Source organism: Nocardia caishijiensis NBRC 108228, assembly GCF_001612825.1.
In the GTDB taxonomy this organism is placed as follows: Bacteria; Actinomycetota; Actinomycetes; order Mycobacteriales; family Mycobacteriaceae; genus Nocardia; species Nocardia caishijiensis.
Genome location: NZ_BDBE01000030.1, coordinates 199,969 through 215,820, shown reverse-complemented (window position 1 = coordinate 215,820; position 15,852 = coordinate 199,969). Strand labels below are relative to the sequence as shown.

The following is a 15,852-nucleotide window of genomic DNA, read 5'->3' as shown; positions in this document are numbered from 1 at the left end:
GGCACGAACCCACCCCCGCGCCCGCGCCTCTAGCCAGGTACACGTTCGCGCATGTCCACGGGATCAAATCGGCACGGCCGAGGCCCTGCTCACCGATCGCTAGCGCTTGTGGCCGACGCCGCCGAGGATGCAGTGACGGACGTCGGAGAGGGGGGTGAGGTGGGGGCCGTCGGGCCACCAGTCGTCGCAGCGGACGAGGCCGGGCTCGATGAGGGTGGTGGTACCGAACATGGCCTGGATTTCGGCGTGGGTGCGGAAGCGGCCGCTACCCATCGGGCTGTGGATGAACTTCTCTTCCATTTTCCTGGCCAGGTCGCTGTGGTCCGGGGTTTCGGGGTCGTGGAAGTGGGCGATGGCGATGAAGGAACCGGCGGGGAGGGCGTCGATGTAGGTCTGCATCAGCGTCGGGGCGTCGTCGCCGAGGTAGTGGTGCAGGGTGCCGACCTGGAACAGGGCGATCGGGCGGGTGAAGTCGAGTTCGGTGCGCACGATCTCGTTGCCGAGGACATCGAGGGGCGCGAAGATGTCGGCCGCGGCGATGCGGGTGCGGCTGTTGCTCGCCAGCAGCGCCTGCGCGTGCGCAAGCACCGACGGATCGTTGTCGACGTACACCACGTGCGACGCGGGGTTCACCCGCTGCACGACCTGATGCGTGTTCTCGGCCGTGGGTAATCCCGAGCCGAGATCGAGGTACTGGTCGATTCCCATTCTGGCGAGGAAACGGCACGCCCGGATGAGGAAATCCCGGTTGGCCCAGGCCAGATCGTTGACCTGCGGCGCGACGGTGCGCACCTGGGCCAGGACCGCGCGGTCGACTTCGTAGTTGTCCTTGCCGTTGAGCGCGGCGTCGTAGACGCGGGCGATACTGGCCCGCGTCGTGTCGACTCCGACGGGCACGGAGCTGGGGTAAGCGGCAGAAGCGTGCGACATCGGATGCCTCCGTAGTTCGGACGGGTGCCTTTCCGAACTCAGCCTAGATGATCTATTCCCTTGGTAGGGAACGTATCTCGGGAGCGCTCTGCCGACTCCTCCAGCTCAGAGCTGCGCTTCGACGGCCCGCACGACCTGTGGGTCGTCCGGCGTGGTGCGCGGACGGAACCGCGCGGCCACCGTACCGTCGCGCGCGATGAGGAACTTCTCGAAGTTCCACTGCACGTCACCGGCCGCGCCCTCGGCGTCGGGGACCTCGGTGAGCGCCTGGTACAGCGGGTGCCGGTCCGCGCCGTTGACCTCGGCCTTGGCCAGCAGCGGGAAGTCGACACCGTAGGTGACCGAGCAGAACTCCTGGATCTCCTCGGCACTGCCCGGTTCCTGGCCCATGAACTGGTTGCACGGCATGCCGATCACGGTGAAACCGCGCTCGCCGTAACTCTTCTGCAGTTCGACCAGGCCGGTGTACTGCGGGGTCAACCCGCATTTGGAGGCGACGTTCACCAGCAGCACGGCCTTGTCGCCCGCCAGTTCGCCCAGTGTGGTCGGCTCGCCCGTGAGGGTCTCGACCGCGATGTCCCGGATGTTCGCGCTCATGTGTGCACCACCAGATTCTTCTCGACGTGGGTTCGACGGCCACGGTACCGGAGTCGCGCACACCGGCCCCGGCGTCCCGCTGGACGGGAATCTGTAACACGTTCTTGTTTTGTGAGCGCCCAGGCGGCACCATTTCGGTACACACCGACCACCGGAGGCAGCCGTGACCGACACCAGCCCGCGAACCGATACCGTCCGGCCACTGCGCGAGAACGCCGTGGACCAGTGGGATTTCGAGGTCGACGTGGTGGTCGCCGGTTTCGGCATCGCGGGGGTGTGCGCCGCCATCGAAGCCGCCCGCGCGGGTGCGCGGGTGCTGATCCTGGAACGCACCGGTGGCTGGGGTGGGGCCGCCGCGCTCGCGGGCGGCTTCGTGTACCTCGGCGGCGGAACCGCGCTGCAACGGGCGCTCGGCTTCGACGACACTGCCGAGAACATGGCCGCGTTCCTCACCGCGGCACTCGGTCCCGGCGTCGATGCCGCCAAGATCGCCGACTACTGCGCGGGCAGTGTCGAACACTACGACTGGCTCGTGGACTGCGGTGTGCCGTTCAAGGCGGAGTTCTGGGGTGAGCCGGGCTGGGAGCCGCCGCACGACGAGGGCCTGATGTATTCCGGCGGCGAGAACGCGGCACCGTTCCTCGACCTCGCCGCACCCGCACCGCGCGGTCACGTTCCGCAGCTGGCGAACAAGAAGATCGGCGAACGCAGCGGTGGATACATGCTGATGAAGCCGCTCGCCGACACTGTCGCCGCGCTCGGCGTCGCCGTCGAGTACGACACCCGAATCCGGCGACTGATCGTCGACGACGACGATCGGGTGGTCGGCCTGCTCGCCACGCACTTCGGCAAGCCGGTCACGATCCGGGCGACCCGCGGTGTGGTGCTGGCGACCGGCAGCTTCGCCTACGACACCGAGATGATCGATCGGTACACCCCGCAGTTGACCGGCCGCCCCGGCGCCGCCATCGAAGAACACGACGGTATCGGCATCCGGTTGGCGCAGGCGCTCGGCGCCGAGCTGGCCCACATGGACGCCAGCGAGGTCGCGATCTTCGGTGACCCCCAGATGATGGCGCGCGGCATCCTCGTCAACGGGCGCGGTCAGCGCTACATCGCCGAGGACACCTACCCCGGCCGGATCGGCCAGGCCACTCTGCTGCGGCAGGAGAACCAGGCCTTCCTGATCCTCGACGAACGTTCTCTCGAGGAAGCCCTCGCCACGGAGACATCGACCCCGTTCTTCCGGTTCCCACCGAAATGGGTCGCCGAGACCGTCGCCGAGCTCGAAACCGAGATGGGCCTGCCCGAACAGACACTGCAGACCACGGTGGCCACCTACAACCGGCACGCCGCGAACGGCGGCGACCCCCTGCTCGGCAAGAAGCCCGAGTGGGTGCGCCCGATCGAGGGCTCGCTGGCCGGGTTCGATCTGCGCGGTTTCACCGCCGGATTCACCCTCGGCGGGCTGCGCACCGACCTGGACTCACGGGTACTGCACGTGAGTGGTGAACCCATTCCGGGACTGTTCGCCGCCGGTCGCTGCACGTCAGGGCTGTGCGCGGGTGGTTATGTCAGCGGGGCCTCGCTCGGCGACGGCAGTTTCTACGGTCGGCGGGCCGGTCGCGCGGCAGCGGCGGGCACCTACTGAGTCCCGCCGGACGCCGACTGTCAGTACGCTGCATGCAGCACCCGGCTCGACGCCGAGTCCGGCTGTGCTCGCGGTCTTTTCACGCGGGCCCCGGGTGTGTCCGTGTTGGCTACGACAGATGCAGTGCAGGATCGGAGTTGGACAGTGCAAGCAGGTGGGACGTCCGCGGATTACGTGATCGTCGGCTCCGGGTCAGCGGGGGCGGTGCTCGCGAACCGGCTCAGCGCCGACGCGGGCACCACGGTCGTCCTGTTGGAGGCCGGGCCCGCGGACGACGACAAGTTCGCCCATATTCCCGCCGCGTTCTCGAAACTGTTCCGCACCGAGCGGGATTGGGACTACCTCACCGAACCGCAGTCCGCGCTCGGTGACCGGCAGATCTACTGGCCGCGCGGCAAGACCTTCGGCGGTTCGTCGTCGATGAACGCGATGATGTGGGTGCGCGGTTTCCGCGCCGACTACGAGGAATGGGGGCTGCTGGCGGGCGAGAAGTGGAATTTCGCCTCGGCGGTCGAGCAGTTCCGCAAGATCGAGCACGTGCAGGACGCGCAGTTCCCCGACGAGGGTGCGAAGGGGCCGTTGCACGTGCAGCGCCAGCGCAGCCCGCGCGCCTCCACCCACGCCTTCCTCGAGGCGGCGCGGCAGGCGGGCCACAAACTGGAGGCCGCGAATCGTCCCGCGCCCGAGGGCTTCACCCAGACCATGGTGACCCAGCGCGACGGCCGCCGCTGGAGCACCGCCGACGCCTACCTGCGACCCGCGATGAAGCGCACGAACCTCACCGTGCGGGCCGAGGCGCTGGCCACCCGGGTGCTGTTCGAGGGGACGAAGGCGACCGGGGTCGAGTTCCTGCACGCCGGGCAGACGCACGTCGTGACCGCCGCGAAGGAGGTCATCCTGTGTGGCGGAGCGGTGAACAGCCCTCAGCTGCTGCAGCTCTCGGGTATCGGTGACCGCGAACAGCTCACCGAACACGGGATCGACGTGGTCGCCCACTCCCCCGAGGTCGGCGCCAATCTGCAGGACCACCTGATCGCCGCGCTCGGCTACAGCGTGGAGTCGGATTCGCTGTACACCGCGGAGAAGCCGCTGGAACTGCTGAACTACGTGGTGCGCCATCGAGGCATGCTCACCTCCAATGTCGGTGAGGCATACGGCTTCGTGCGCAGCGAGCCCGAACTCGAGCACCCCGACCTGGAGCTGATCTACGCACCGGCGCCGTTCTACCACGAGGGCCTGGTCGAGGCGACCGAGCACGGTGTGGTGCTCGGATCCATCCTGTTGCGTCCGCGCAGCCGCGGCCGGATCGGGCTCGCCTCGGCCGACCCGACCGCCAAGCCGGTGATCGATCCGCGCTACCTGTCCGACCCCGACGGCGCCGACCTGGCCGCGCTGACCGCCGGGCTGCGGGTGTGCGCCGGACTCGCGGGTCAGCCTGCGCTCAAGAGCACCCTCGGACCGCTGATCTATCCGCCGCAGGCACCCGACGATCTCGAGGCGACCATCGCGCTGACCATCGAGAAGTTCTCGCACACCCTGTACCACCCGGTCGGCACCTGCCGGATGGGGACCGACACCGCCAGCGTGGTCGGACCGGACCTGAAGGTGCGCGGTGTCGAGGGTCTGCGCGTGGCCGATGCCTCGGTGATGCCGTTGATCATCCGTGGGCACACCAATGCCCCGGCGATCTTCATCGGTGAGCAGGCCGCCGACTTCATCCTGGCCCGCGCCTAGCAGACCGGTGGTGGCGTGCCCGAAGCCGCACGCCACCACCGGTGTCATGCCACAGCCAGCGTCAGCGAAGCCGCGGCGAGCAGCAGATACGGCAGCGGGTAGGCGATGTGGGAGTAGCAGCGGGTGGCCAGCACGGTGATCTCGGCGCCGATGAAGTACAGCACCAACCCGGCCGCCGCGGCCACGGCCAGCGGTCGGTAGGCCAACCCGGCGAGCAGACCGGCCCCACCCACGGCCTTGATCACGGCCAGCGGGGTCAACGACCAGGTGGGCAACCCGTAGTCGCGCATGTTCTCGCGCACCCAGTCGGCCCGGAACACGTCGATTCCCGCGGCGATCAGAGCGGCCAGCGCTGCGAGCACGGTGACGACGACGTAGGCGGTGTTCATGGATTCCTCCGTTTTCGGTGAACGCACGGTCTGACACAGTGGAGACGACCGAGCGACGACGGTGAGTGCCGTCTGCCCGAGTGACGACCGGCGAACCCGAAAGGTGACCGATGCGCGCGGATTCGCTCGCGCCGATGTTCGAGCAGCGCCGTGACCGGCTGCGCGGCCTCGCGCACCGGATGCTCGGTGCCACCGCCCAGGCCGAGGACGTGGTGCAGGACGCGTGGTTGCGGCTGGCCGACACCGACGCCGTGATCACCGACCTGGACGGCTGGCTCACCACCGTCGTGTCCCGGCTGTGCCTGGATCTGTTGCGCGCCCGCGCCCGCAGGCCCCAGACCCGGACCGACGAGCTCGAGATCCCGGCCGCCGACGCCGATCCGGAAGCCCAAGCGGTGCACGCGGACTCGGTAGAGCGGGCGCTGCTCGTGGTGCTGGACGCACTCGGCCCCGAGGAACGAGTGGCGTTCGTGCTGCACGACCTGTTCGCGGTGCCGTTCGCCGAGATCGGACCGATCCTGCGCCGCACTCCCGCGACGACCAAGAAACTCGCCAGCCGGGCCCGGCAGCGGGTGCACGCACCAGCCGCGATGAGCACCGCCGACCTCGCCGAGCAACGCGCCGCGGTGGCCGCGTTCCTGCGCGCCGCCCGCGGCGGTGACCTCGTCGCGCTGCTCGAGATCCTCGCGCCCGACGTGGTGCGCACCGCTGATCCGGCGACGCTGACACCGGGAATGGTCGCGGTGGTCCGTGGTGCACGGGCGGTGGCCGAGGGCGCGGTCGCGCTGCGGCGGCGCGCGCGCGAGGCGGTCGTGGTCCTCGTCGACGGCAGGCCCGGTCTGGTGCTGACACGGGCGGGGCGCCCGATCTTCGTGCTGACGTTCGGGGTGCACGCGGGCCGGATCACCGCCTACGACGTGTTCGCGACTCCGGAGCGGTTCACGCTGTCGCTGCTCACCTCATGATCCCGGCAGTCGATGCATCGTTGCCGTCGCTGCGTCGACCTGCAATCCCGCAGGTCAGAACGCTGGAACCCGCGCGAACCCGAGCGGCGGTGTCGGCATCGGGCCCGACCGCAGATCGTGCCGGAAATCGGGAAGCAGCGGTAGCATGTCGACATTGCGTGCCGCGTAGCAGCGCACCATCGGCAACGCCCGCGAAACCTCGGCCCGCTCCACCGGCTCGGCATCGATGAAGGCCATGCCCTCGAGGCCGAGCCCGAGGGTGCCCGCGATCCGCACGATCGCGGCCGACTTGCGTCCCCAGCCGATCTCGACCGCCGAGAACATGTCGTGGAGCCCGTGTCGGTAGAGCGTGCGCATGGTGCGCGCGCGGTCGCCCCTGGCCGCGACGGCGTGCAGCACGCCGCGGTCGCTCAGCGTCGTCAACGTGCGCGACGCCGGTGGGCGCGGCGCGGCGCTGGTCCCGTCGTGGACCACACCGTCCCACAGGGTTTCGTCCAGTTCCCAGACCAGACAACGGACGGCAGGTCGCATGGTGGTGCCCCTATCGGTTCGTTCCGGCGCGCTGAACTCTACAACCTGTGACGCCGCCGCGACCAGCCTTGTGATCGCCCACCAAGATCGGGTCACGGACACGCGAGCGTTACCCAGAACGCGGCGTTTCATTCCGGTTTTCGTTCACCTTGGCTAGGGTGAACAGGCTGGACAGCGGGGGGACAGCCGAAATCAGGCGAAGGGAACTTCAGATGTCCGTACACAATCCACCACGACAATCGCTCACGATCTCGGGGCGGCCGATGTCGTCTCCCCTCAAAGACGTCCGGGCGTTGTCACGGCAGATGGTAGGACATTTCGTCGAGAACGTCGCGCCGTGCGGCACTCTGCCGGGCGACGCGATCACCGGGGACGTCACCACCATCACCCGGATCTGTCTGGAATTCGCGGTCAGCATGCTCGACGGCCGCGACATCCCCAGCACCTTGCAGCGGTTGCAGGACGCCGCCAGCGGGTGGGCCCGCGAGGGCGTGCCCATCGACACCATCCACCACTCCATCGCCGAGGGCTTCAAGATGGGCCTTGACCTGGTGGTGGCGAACGCCTCGGTGAAGGACTACGACAACCTCGTCGACGGCGTGAAGATGGTGATGGAGATGCTCGACACCATCACCAGCCAGGTCTCGCTGGCCTACGTGCGCGAACTGCGCGGGGTGGTCAGCGAACACCACACCGCGGTGCACACCCTCACCTCGGCACTGCTCGGCGGGCACAGCACCTCGACCATGGCCCGCGAATGCGGCATCGCCATCGCCGAGCAGTACGCCGTGCTGGCCCTGTCGATTCCGCCGCACCGCGAGGAGGCGAACCCGGCCCTCGACCAGAAGGTGGTGGCCCGGCGCAAGCTGCGCCGCGTGCAGGCCGAGCTGGCCAAGCGCTGCGGTGACACGGCCCTGTCCTTGCTCAGCGTCGACGGCGGCACAGTCCTCATCCCCGCCGAGACCTTCGACCGCGAGGGCCTCACCGCCCTGGTCGCCCAGCTCTCCCAGGCCGCACAGGTCGGGATCACGGCAGCCCTGGTCGAGACGAGCACCACCGGCGTCCCGGATGCCGCGGATCAGGCCCACGAACTGCTCGACATGGTTCAGCGCCTCGAGGTCACCTCGGGGCTGTACCGCTTCGACGAGCTCGCGCTCGAATACCAGCTCACCCGGCCGGGTCCGGGCCGCGAATTCCTCGGCTCACTGCTCGATCCGCTCGACCAGTTCCCCGAACTGCTGGAAACGCTGCAGCGTCACATCGCCAACAACCTCAACCGGCAGCGCACCGCGCGGGTACTGCACGTGCACACCAACACCGTCGACTACCGGCTCAAGCGCATCGGTCAACTCACCGGTTTCGACCCGACCCAGCCGTCGGGCCTGTGGTATCTGCGCTCGGCGCTGGTCGCCCGCAGCTACCGCACCACCGTCTGATCGACGAAAAGGCGATGCCCGGGGAGAATTTCCCCGGGCATCGCCCGTTCATCCGGGCTCAGAGGCTGCCGCCCCCACCCACCAACCAGGGGTTGAAGGTGCACACGAGCTGATGGCTGCCGGGGTCGATGGCGTTGAGCGCGATCGACAGGGCACGCGGCGAGTACATCATCGTCAGGTGATCCGAGACGTCCTGCTCACAGCCTTCCTGCAGGGTGATGTTGCGGACCGTCGAGCCCGGGCCCTGCTTCAGGAAGGTCAGATCGTAGGGGTTGGTGACCTCGTCGTACCGGGTACCGACGATGGTGTAGTCGATGCCGGGAACGGTGTCACCGTTGGCGTTGAGCTGGTTGACGAAGTCCGAACCGATGGTCTGCTGGATACCGGCGTGCCCGACGAAGATCTCGATGAAGCCGAGAATGTCGATACCCAGGTTGTTGATCATGCGGCCGAGGGCACCGATGCCGTCGAGGCTGGTGCCGTGGTGGGTGGCACCGTAGGTGATGAGGTTCTTCACCTTGTCGGCGCCGCCGTCGAACTTGGTGTACCAGTTCGACATCGAGCCACCCTGCGAGTGGGCGACGATGTCGACTTCGTCGGCACCGGTGGCCGCGAGGACCCGGTCGACGAACAGGGCCAGCTGGTCGGCCGAGTCCTGGATGTAGCCGGTGCCCATCACGCCGGGCAGCACCGAGCCGAGACCGCCGCCCTCGATCAGGTTCGAGCGACCGTAGTTGAAGGTGAAGGTGCACAAACCGGCGTTCTTGAACTCCGGACCCATGAACGCGTACCCGTTGTAGGCGTTCATCCAGGTGCCGTGCACCATGACCAGCGGGCGGTCGCCGTCGGCGGGCTTGCAGTTCCAGTCGTTGGCGCCGGGGGGCGCCGCGTCGCCGTTGGCCAGGCCGTAGGCGAAGGCCGCGAGGAACGAGGTCTGGGCCGGGCCGACACCGACGGTGTCGCTGGAGTAGCCGCCCGAGGAGCCGGAGCTCGAGCCCGAGCCGCCATAGCAGTCGCCGGAGCCGTTGCCCGAGCCGGTGCCGCTACCGGAGTTGCACGCCGAGCCGCTGGGGCCTGCCACCGAACGGCCCGCGGCGATGATCTCGGCGAGAGCCTGTTCGGTTGGCGCGTCGTTGGGGGCCGCGCCTGCCCCTGGGCCGGTGAGCGCCACGGCGAGCGCGCTGACGCCGGTGAGCATCGCTGTCTGCAGCGTGCGTCGGCGACTGGGAGATTTCATCGTTGGCGTATCTTCCTGTGCGATTCGATAATTCGCGTCCCCTTTTGCGATCGGGAATACGAATGGCTTGTCGAAACCGCACCGAACATAAGCCCGGGAATTCACGGCATTTCGTTTCTCCGGGGGGTTCTGGGTAGGTCACCACCGGTTGCCGACGGGCCCCATGACGCCACACAGGAACTTTTCCCCACGGCGATCCCGCAGGTCGAGACGCCGAACGGGCGAGATAGTGATACTTCCCAGAACAATCGCCCGTTCACACTGACCCAGCACTGGAACACCGATATTTCGGCCGAAAAAAGGCCCTCAACATTCGTTGTTCGCGGGAATCCCTCGGAGCCGCTCGTCGAGCCACAGCATCGCCTCCGGATATCCCGTCACCGCACCGACGATGTGCTCGCCGAGCACCCCGCGATACACCGCCGTCGCGCCGAGTTCGCACTGTTCGCGATAAAGGTTGCGGGCACCCTCGGCCGGGATCCAGAACTCCTGGTCCCCGTTGTAGACGTAGAGCGGTGTGGCCGAACGCATTCCCTCCATCCGGGTGACCTCGTAGATCCTGGCGGCCAGGTCCGAGTGCAACGGGTCGGCGATATTGGCACCGACATCGATCGGCAGGTGCAGGATGCCCGGCAGCGCGAAGACGCTCACGCACTGGTCCTTCATCGCCGAGGTCGCCACCCAGCGACCCAGATTGTTCATGGCGGCAAGGATTTCGGGGCGTTCGCGGCCGACCGCGAGGGTCGCGGCCATGAAGATGCCCGAGGCCAGGTTGGCGTTCATGCTGCGCGCCAGGATCTCGTAGTCGGCAGGCACACCACCGAGGGCGGCCCCGACGATCACCTCGGCCAATTCCGGTGCGTAGGAAGCGATCAGCTTGGCCGCGCCGTGGGTGGCGATGGCACCGCCGGAGTAGCCGGTCATCGCGAACGGGCTGGCACCGTAGGTCTGTGGCTCGACCTTCCTGGTGGCCCGGATCGCGTCGAGCACCGCGTGCCCGGCGACATACGGTTCGGCGTAGGCCATCCGGGGACCCTGATGGTCGGGGATCAGCACCGCGTAGCCGCGCAGAACTGCCAGCTGGGTGGTCGGCGGCAGGAACTCCATGGCACTCGATTTCAGCGAGAACCCGTGCGTGAATGTGTAGCCGGGGGTGCACGACCGACCGAGCGCGTCGATGGGCAGGTTGTTCACCAGCACCGGCCGGTCGCCGGGACCGGTCCACTCGGTGGCGGGTCGGATCAGTGTCGCGGTCGCGAACGACGGGTCACCGTTGGCGTCGGAGGTGCGGAATTTGAGCAGGTGGGCGGAGCGGACGGGAACCAGGGTCAGCGGACCGGCGACCGAGGTGATGTCGCGCACCTCGACGAGGTCGCCCGGCGCCAGCGCGGCCAGCTCCTCGGGCCAGTGGTCGAACGTGGGATCGCCTACCGGAGAAGGCATCACGGCCTCGCGCAGCGCCGCGAGCTCGGCGTCCGGATCGATGCCCGCGCCGGACGGAATCGGTGACGGCAGCACCTCGTCGATCCAGCGTTGCAGGTCGGGCAGGATTCCCGGCGCGGCCGGGGGCAGTGGTTCGGCGGTCGCGGTGCCGACGGCGAGCGGACACAACAGCAGTAGCGAACAGAGCAGGACACGCACAGATCTCATGGCACTCACACGCCTTCGGGTGGCACATTCGGACTCGTGGCCTGACACCCGGCGATGCGGTACTCGAAGCCGCGGCGAAACCTCCCCTGCGCGCCGTCGTCAGTGTTCTCACGGTACGTCCCGGCGCGACCACGCACGGCCGTCGTGCCCGACTCGTGTACACCCCGCGTCCGGATCGCAACAACGGTGCGCACCGATACTTCGGAGAAACTACGGCCACCGGACCAGGCGGTTTGTGAATTGTCCAGCCACCTTCGGAACATGTTCTCCTTCATGGTCGCGCGCCCTACCGTCGAGTAGGAAGGCGCCTACCAGCGCCGGGGCAGAAGGAGCACGCCATGATTCCCATCGACGCGAACATCGCCGCCGCCGGTCACCCCCTCGATCACACCGACATACCGACGCGGCGGATCACCGTCTACTTCGACGGACCGACACCACAGGACGCGATGGTCCTCGAATACGCCGCGACCCAGTCCGAGGCATGGGAGTTCACCACCGCCGCCGTCCACGCGGGCCTGTTGGTGACTGTCGACGGACGGGTGGAACCCGGCCTGCGCCGGTTGCCGTGCCGTTCGCTGTGGCACTGAGCTCCGCACCGCAGCACTAGGCTGGTGCGGCGGTCGTGTCCCGATCGCGGGACACAGGAGGCACGCGTGAACCGGTGGCAGTATTCGGTCGCCGTGGCCGTGCTCACGGCACTGACCGTGACCGGCTGCGGTTCGGAGCAGGACGACCGGGCCGCGACGACCACCGCCGCACCGACGACTGCCGTACCGACCACGACCATCGAGCGCGACCCGGCAACCATCGCGCCGCCGACCACCACCGTCGACCCGTACGCCGGTCTTCCGCTGATCGACGAGGTGCACTGGACCAGCAACGTCGACGGCACCCGCCTGCTGGTGTTCCCCACCGTCGCGGGTCGCAAGACGGCCGCACCCGGCACCGACGAGACCGCGTGGCAGGAGGTTCTCGCCCTCGACCCCACCGCCGACTCGCCGGGCATGCGCGACCAGTTCGTGTGCCACTGGGTGTGGGCGAGGATGGTGGCGCCGGACAAGACGAGCTGGAACCTCGAACCGTGGCGACCGGCCGTCGGCTACTCGGCCACGGTCTCGGCGAACTGCAACCCCGGCGGACCGGAACGCTGAGTTCCGGGCCGCGCGCGGAAGGAGTACAGGTTATGCGCGTTGTCATCGTGGGCGGACACGGCAAGATCGCCCTGCTGCTGACCGGACTGCTCACCAGGAACGGCCATCAGGTGCACGCCCTCATCCGCGACCCCGCCCAGGCCGCCGACATCACCGCCACCGGCGGTGTCCCGGTGATCCACGACATGGAACGGGACGACCCGGCCGACCTCGTCGCCGCCGTCACAGGCTCGGACGCGGTCGTGTTCGCCGCGGGCGCGGGTCCGGGCAGCGGGGTCGACCGCAAGTACACCGTCGACCTGGGCGGTTCGGTGCGGCTGGCCGACGCGGCCGACCGGGCCGGGGTGCGCCGGTTCGTGCAGATCTCGACGATGGGCGCGGGTCAGCCGCCCGCACCGGGCACCGACGAGGTGTGGGCCGCCTATATCGATGCCAAGACCAAGGCCGAGGACGACCTACGTGAGCGCGCGCTGGACTGGACCGTCGTGCGGCCGGGCAGATTGACCGACGCCGAGGGCAACGGTCTGATCACGCTGGGGCCACCGCCGGTCGGGCGCGCCGAGGTGCCGCGCGCCGACGTCGCCGCGACGCTCGCGTCGATCTTGGTCGCCGACAACACCTTTCGACGCACCCTCGAGGTGGTGTCGGGGCGGGATCCGATCGAGGCGGCCGTCGCCGCGATTCGTTAGCCGAAAATTAACCGACCCAAGACTTTTCGGGTCGTCCGGCGTGCCGGTCGGGTGCCGGGTGACGACCGCCCTCGACCGGTACGCCGCCGAAGCGCCGGTCACGCCGCTGTTCGGTCCGAGCGAACCGCGAATCCGGTGGCGCCGAGCCGGATTCGCCGCCCAGAAGCCGGGGTGAGCACCGAATCGAGACCTAATCGATCGTGCAGATGTGCTTGCATCTGAAAGTGTCTCCGTCCTAAACTCAGGGCCGCAACACAATTCAGGGGATAGTCAGGGGAGGCCGCGAGCGGCACACCTGGGGCTATAGTTGCCTCGGGTTTGCCACTGCCTAGACACAGGGGCGTTCACATGAACCACACCACCGGCCGTTTCGGCCTCGCAGATCGCGCAGCGATCACCCACCCCTCGCGGGAAACCGCGGTCGCTTTCGTCATCGACGCCGTAGAATCGACCGGCGCAGCGACCCGCAACGACTTCGATATCGACCGCATCGTCACCACGGCCCACGAACTGGCCGACGACTGGGACCTGCAGGTACTCGCCCCGGACACGTTCTGGCGTATCGCCTCCGGGTGCATCCGCTACTGACGCGACCGCCGCCGCTCCGGTGAGCGGCGGCGGAATTCAGGCCCGCTCGGCGTAGTCCCGCAGGATTTCGCGCGAGCGATCCGGATGCGCGGCCTGCACGCTGAGCTGATCCATCACCGACAGGTACAGCGCGAGATCCTGCCTGCGCTCCAGATAGAGGGCGCTGGTGAGTTGCTCCAGGTAGACGATGTCGGGCAGTTCCGGCTCGGCGAAACGCAAGATGCTGAACGAACTGCCCGCCGCCGCGTGCCCGCCCGCCGAATACGGCAGCACCTGCACGGTGACATTCGGCAGCGTCGACAGTTCGATCAGATGACGCAGCTGATTGCGGTGCACCTCGCGTCCACCCACCGGCCGATGGAGCACGGCCTCATCGATCACCGCCCACACCACCGGCGGGTCGACCCGACGCAGGACGTCCTGTCGTAGCTGACGAACCTGCACCCGCCGCTCGGTCTCGGCATCGTCGAGACCGACCGTGACGATGGCCCGGGTGTACTCCGGGGTCTGCAGCAGACCGGGCACCAATTGGGTTTCGTAGGTACGGATCTGGCTCGCGGCCTGTTCGAGCCCGAGATAGGTGCTGAACCACGACGGCAGCAGGTCGCTGTAGCGATGCCACCAGCCGGGTTCGTTGGCCTGCCGCGCGAGATCGAAGAAGGCCTCACGGTCCACGGGGTCGACGACGCCGTAGAGGGTGAGCAGGTCGCGGATATCGCGTTCCTTGAAACCGGTGCGGCCCAGTTCGAGTCGGCTGATCTTGGCGTGTGAGCCGCGGATCGCCTCCCCCGCGGCCTCGCGGGTGATGTTCTTGCTCTCCCGCAACCTACGCAGTTGCCCACCGAGCGCGATGCGCAGCACGGTGGGACCACGGTCGACGATCGGTTGTACACGACCGATCTCGTGGGGTTCAGCCGTCATGACTGGCGATCTTACCGATCAGCAGGTCAAGTCGTCGAACTCTCCGGCCTTGGCGCCGCGGATGAATGCGTCGATCTCGGGCCGGGTGTAGTAGATGACCGCACCGCGCGGGTCGCGCGAGTTGCGTACAGCTACCGATCCGTCGGACACGGCGGCAACCTCTACGCAATTGCCGCTGGCGTTGCTGTAAGTGCTCTTGCGCCAGGCCTGGTCGGCGGGTCGTTCGCGCTGATCATGGTGCATTGCGGACATGCATTACTCCCTGTTCTCGTGTGATGTCCATCGGAGTGAAAGTTGCAGATGCACGCACAAACGTTCTTGCATCCGCTTTGCGCGATGCGGACATTAACACGCGCCCGATGGTTGCGCACCGGTCGGTATCTGTTCGGGCTCCGCGGGCGGGTGGCGTTCGCAAAGTGACGTCCAGTCCCCTGAATTCGCAAGGGCCGCAGAGCCATCGGCCGCCGAAACGCCCCGAATGAGAGCTCCGATGTGCTTGCATCTGCAATCACCGCACCCATAGACTCGGGGCAAGATCAACCCCCGGGGCCCGCTCGACACGAGCCGGGGCAGGCCCGGGCCCACCGGATGCGAGGGGCCTGCGATGAGCATTCCGTATCGACCACCCCGCCGAGTTTCGGCCGGCACCGCCGAACTCGCGCTGCCCCGCACGATCGGGACCGAGATGGCGAGCGGTTCCTCGTGTAGCGATGAGCCCAACGGGCTCACCTACCGACAGGCTCGCGAGATGCTGCGCCAACACGACATCCACGGCCCACAGTGTCGCCAATGGCTGGCCGCGGCGGCCTACCTGTCCGCGGGCCTGGACGACGAATAGCGCGGTCGTGACGTCTTCGTGCTGGTCACAGCCGCAGACCGGGGTCATGCTTGGAGGCGGACGGTCGGCGCGAGCACAGGTGGCGGCGAATGCGGATTGCGGAGATCCTGCGAAACAAGGGCACGGCGGTGGCCACGGTGCCGCCGGAGACCACCGTGCGCGCGCTGGTGACGGTACTCGCCGAACGCAATATCGGTGCGGTGGTCGTCTCCCCCGACGGTGTGACGATCGAGGGCATCGTGTCCGAACGCGACGTGGTCCGCTGCCTCGCCGTGCACGACGCCGAACTGCTCGATCGGCCGGTGGCCGAGATCATGACCGCTCGGGTACGCACCTGCCGTCCCGACGACGACGTGTCCTCGCTGCGTGACGTGATGACCGAGCACCGAATCCGGCACATGCCGGTGGTGAGCGAGGACCGGTTGATCGGCATCGTGAGCATCGGTGACGTGGTCAAGAGCGAGATCACCGAGCTGGCCACCGAACGCGAGCAGCTCGTCGACTATCTGCAGGGCGGTTACTGACCCTCGCGCTCGCGGCCG

General features: G+C 68.0%; 18 protein-coding genes. 10 read left to right on the top strand and 8 right to left on the bottom strand.

Annotated elements, in window-relative coordinates; all coding sequences use genetic code 11:
* Positions 1 to 99: 99 nt before the first annotated feature.
* Together NC7_RS14245 and NC7_RS14240 are read right to left on the bottom strand one after the other, a co-directional pair.
* Positions 100 to 930, bottom strand: a complete 831-nt coding sequence (locus NC7_RS14245) for an SAM-dependent methyltransferase (RefSeq protein WP_067983157.1) — start codon at positions 928 to 930, stop codon at positions 100 to 102.
* 105 nt (positions 931 to 1,035) lie between these two features.
* Positions 1,036 to 1,527, bottom strand: a complete 492-nt coding sequence (locus NC7_RS14240; protein ID WP_067983155.1) for a glutathione peroxidase — start codon at positions 1,525 to 1,527, stop codon at positions 1,036 to 1,038.
* A gap of 163 nt (positions 1,528 to 1,690) precedes the next feature.
* Between NC7_RS14240 and NC7_RS14235 the strand changes: the two genes are divergently transcribed.
* Positions 1,691 to 3,178: an FAD-dependent oxidoreductase gene (locus NC7_RS14235; protein WP_067983153.1), complete on the top strand. Its 1,488-nt coding sequence runs from the start codon at positions 1,691 to 1,693 to the stop codon at positions 3,176 to 3,178.
* 144 nt (positions 3,179 to 3,322) lie between these two features.
* Positions 3,323 to 4,912, top strand: a complete 1,590-nt coding sequence (locus tag NC7_RS14230) for a GMC family oxidoreductase (protein WP_067983151.1) — start codon at positions 3,323 to 3,325, stop codon at positions 4,910 to 4,912.
* Between the two features lie 44 nt (positions 4,913 to 4,956).
* On the opposite strand, the gene NC7_RS14225 is transcribed toward NC7_RS14230, so the two are convergent.
* A complete protein-coding gene (locus NC7_RS14225; protein WP_067983149.1) occupies positions 4,957 to 5,301 on the bottom strand; it encodes a DoxX family protein in 345 nt (114 codons plus the stop codon).
* A gap of 110 nt (positions 5,302 to 5,411) precedes the next feature.
* On the opposite strand from NC7_RS14225, the gene NC7_RS14220 reads away from it, so the two are divergent.
* Positions 5,412 to 6,266, top strand: coding sequence for a sigma-70 family RNA polymerase sigma factor (locus NC7_RS14220; protein WP_067983146.1), 855 nt, complete (start codon positions 5,412 to 5,414; stop codon positions 6,264 to 6,266).
* A 54-nt stretch (positions 6,267 to 6,320) separates the two neighbouring features.
* Here NC7_RS14220 and NC7_RS14215 read toward each other — a convergent pair whose 3' ends face one another.
* Positions 6,321 to 6,797: an HAD-IIIC family phosphatase gene (locus tag NC7_RS14215; RefSeq protein WP_067983144.1), complete on the bottom strand. Its 477-nt coding sequence runs from the start codon at positions 6,795 to 6,797 to the stop codon at positions 6,321 to 6,323.
* A gap of 263 nt (positions 6,798 to 7,060) precedes the next feature.
* Here NC7_RS14215 and NC7_RS14210 point away from each other — a divergent pair, with 263 nt between their 5' ends.
* A complete protein-coding gene (locus NC7_RS14210; RefSeq protein ID WP_373861250.1) occupies positions 7,061 to 8,233 on the top strand; it encodes a PucR family transcriptional regulator in 1,173 nt (390 codons plus the stop codon).
* A gap of 58 nt (positions 8,234 to 8,291) precedes the next feature.
* Here NC7_RS14210 and NC7_RS14205 read toward each other — a convergent pair whose 3' ends face one another.
* Together NC7_RS14205 and NC7_RS14200 are read right to left on the bottom strand one after the other, a co-directional pair.
* The gene (locus NC7_RS14205) at positions 8,292 to 9,470 is read right to left on the bottom strand and encodes an esterase/lipase family protein (protein WP_067983138.1); all 1,179 of its coding nucleotides are present in this window, start codon (positions 9,468 to 9,470) and stop codon (positions 8,292 to 8,294) included.
* A gap of 306 nt (positions 9,471 to 9,776) precedes the next feature.
* Positions 9,777 to 11,120: a lipase family protein gene (locus NC7_RS14200; RefSeq protein WP_067983136.1), complete on the bottom strand. Its 1,344-nt coding sequence runs from the start codon at positions 11,118 to 11,120 to the stop codon at positions 9,777 to 9,779.
* 338 nt (positions 11,121 to 11,458) lie between these two features.
* Here NC7_RS14200 and NC7_RS14195 point away from each other — a divergent pair, with 338 nt between their 5' ends.
* The 4 genes from NC7_RS14195 (at position 11,459) to NC7_RS14180 (ending at position 13,551) form a co-directional block, all read left to right on the top strand.
* Positions 11,459 to 11,710 (top strand): hypothetical protein, encoded by a 252-nt coding sequence (locus NC7_RS14195; protein WP_067638753.1) that lies wholly within the window; start codon positions 11,459 to 11,461, stop codon positions 11,708 to 11,710.
* Between the two features lie 66 nt (positions 11,711 to 11,776).
* Entirely contained in the window at positions 11,777 to 12,274 is a 498-nt protein-coding gene (locus tag NC7_RS14190; protein ID WP_236573445.1) for a DUF2599 domain-containing protein, read from the top strand.
* A 32-nt stretch (positions 12,275 to 12,306) separates the two neighbouring features.
* Positions 12,307 to 12,963 carry an SDR family oxidoreductase gene (locus NC7_RS14185; RefSeq protein ID WP_067983134.1) on the top strand — a complete coding sequence of 219 codons (657 nt, stop codon included), beginning with the start codon at positions 12,307 to 12,309 and terminating at the stop codon, positions 12,961 to 12,963.
* A 348-nt stretch (positions 12,964 to 13,311) separates the two neighbouring features.
* Positions 13,312 to 13,551 (top strand): hypothetical protein, encoded by a 240-nt coding sequence (locus NC7_RS14180; RefSeq protein WP_067983132.1) that lies wholly within the window; start codon positions 13,312 to 13,314, stop codon positions 13,549 to 13,551.
* A 36-nt stretch (positions 13,552 to 13,587) separates the two neighbouring features.
* On the opposite strand, the gene NC7_RS14175 is transcribed toward NC7_RS14180, so the two are convergent.
* The gene (locus tag NC7_RS14175) at positions 13,588 to 14,472 is read right to left on the bottom strand and encodes a Sco1979 family transcriptional regulator (RefSeq protein ID WP_067983130.1); all 885 of its coding nucleotides are present in this window, start codon (positions 14,470 to 14,472) and stop codon (positions 13,588 to 13,590) included.
* Positions 14,473 to 14,490: 18 nt separating this feature from the next.
* Entirely contained in the window at positions 14,491 to 14,724 is a 234-nt protein-coding gene (locus tag NC7_RS14170) for a DUF397 domain-containing protein (protein WP_373861249.1), read from the bottom strand.
* A 352-nt stretch (positions 14,725 to 15,076) separates the two neighbouring features.
* Here NC7_RS14170 and NC7_RS14165 point away from each other — a divergent pair, with 352 nt between their 5' ends.
* On the top strand, positions 15,077 to 15,310 hold the full coding sequence (locus tag NC7_RS14165) for a hypothetical protein (protein WP_067983128.1): 234 nt from the start codon (positions 15,077 to 15,079) through the stop codon (positions 15,308 to 15,310).
* Between the two features lie 89 nt (positions 15,311 to 15,399).
* On the top strand, positions 15,400 to 15,834 hold the full coding sequence (locus tag NC7_RS14160) for a CBS domain-containing protein (RefSeq protein WP_067983126.1): 435 nt from the start codon (positions 15,400 to 15,402) through the stop codon (positions 15,832 to 15,834).
* The last annotated feature ends 18 nt before the right edge of the window (positions 15,835 to 15,852 follow it).

What these genes read in the sequence shown, in the direction of transcription:
- NC7_RS14245 (WP_067983157.1), bottom strand. Translation starts at nt 930, where the DNA reads ATGTCGCACGCTTCTGCCGCTTACCCCAGCTCCGTGCCCGTCGGAGTC.
- NC7_RS14160 (WP_067983126.1), top strand. Translation starts at nt 15,400, where the DNA reads ATGCGGATTGCGGAGATCCTGCGAAACAAGGGCACGGCGGTGGCCACG.
- NC7_RS14180 (WP_067983132.1), top strand. Translation starts at nt 13,312, where the DNA reads ATGAACCACACCACCGGCCGTTTCGGCCTCGCAGATCGCGCAGCGATC.
- NC7_RS14200 (WP_067983136.1), bottom strand. Translation starts at nt 11,120, where the DNA reads ATGAGATCTGTGCGTGTCCTGCTCTGTTCGCTACTGCTGTTGTGTCCG.
- NC7_RS14185 (WP_067983134.1), top strand. Translation starts at nt 12,307, where the DNA reads ATGCGCGTTGTCATCGTGGGCGGACACGGCAAGATCGCCCTGCTGCTG.
- NC7_RS14205 (WP_067983138.1), bottom strand. Translation starts at nt 9,470, where the DNA reads ATGAAATCTCCCAGTCGCCGACGCACGCTGCAGACAGCGATGCTCACC.
- NC7_RS14210 (WP_373861250.1), top strand. Translation starts at nt 7,061, where the DNA reads ATGTCGTCTCCCCTCAAAGACGTCCGGGCGTTGTCACGGCAGATGGTA.
- NC7_RS14175 (WP_067983130.1), bottom strand. Translation starts at nt 14,472, where the DNA reads ATGACGGCTGAACCCCACGAGATCGGTCGTGTACAACCGATCGTCGAC.
- NC7_RS14165 (WP_067983128.1), top strand. Translation starts at nt 15,077, where the DNA reads ATGAGCATTCCGTATCGACCACCCCGCCGAGTTTCGGCCGGCACCGCC.
- NC7_RS14220 (WP_067983146.1), top strand. Translation starts at nt 5,412, where the DNA reads ATGCGCGCGGATTCGCTCGCGCCGATGTTCGAGCAGCGCCGTGACCGG.
- NC7_RS14195 (WP_067638753.1), top strand. Translation starts at nt 11,459, where the DNA reads ATGATTCCCATCGACGCGAACATCGCCGCCGCCGGTCACCCCCTCGAT.
- NC7_RS14225 (WP_067983149.1), bottom strand. Translation starts at nt 5,301, where the DNA reads ATGAACACCGCCTACGTCGTCGTCACCGTGCTCGCAGCGCTGGCCGCT.
- NC7_RS14240 (WP_067983155.1), bottom strand. Translation starts at nt 1,527, where the DNA reads ATGAGCGCGAACATCCGGGACATCGCGGTCGAGACCCTCACGGGCGAG.
- NC7_RS14170 (WP_373861249.1), bottom strand. Translation starts at nt 14,724, where the DNA reads ATGTCCGCAATGCACCATGATCAGCGCGAACGACCCGCCGACCAGGCC.
- NC7_RS14215 (WP_067983144.1), bottom strand. Translation starts at nt 6,797, where the DNA reads ATGCGACCTGCCGTCCGTTGTCTGGTCTGGGAACTGGACGAAACCCTG.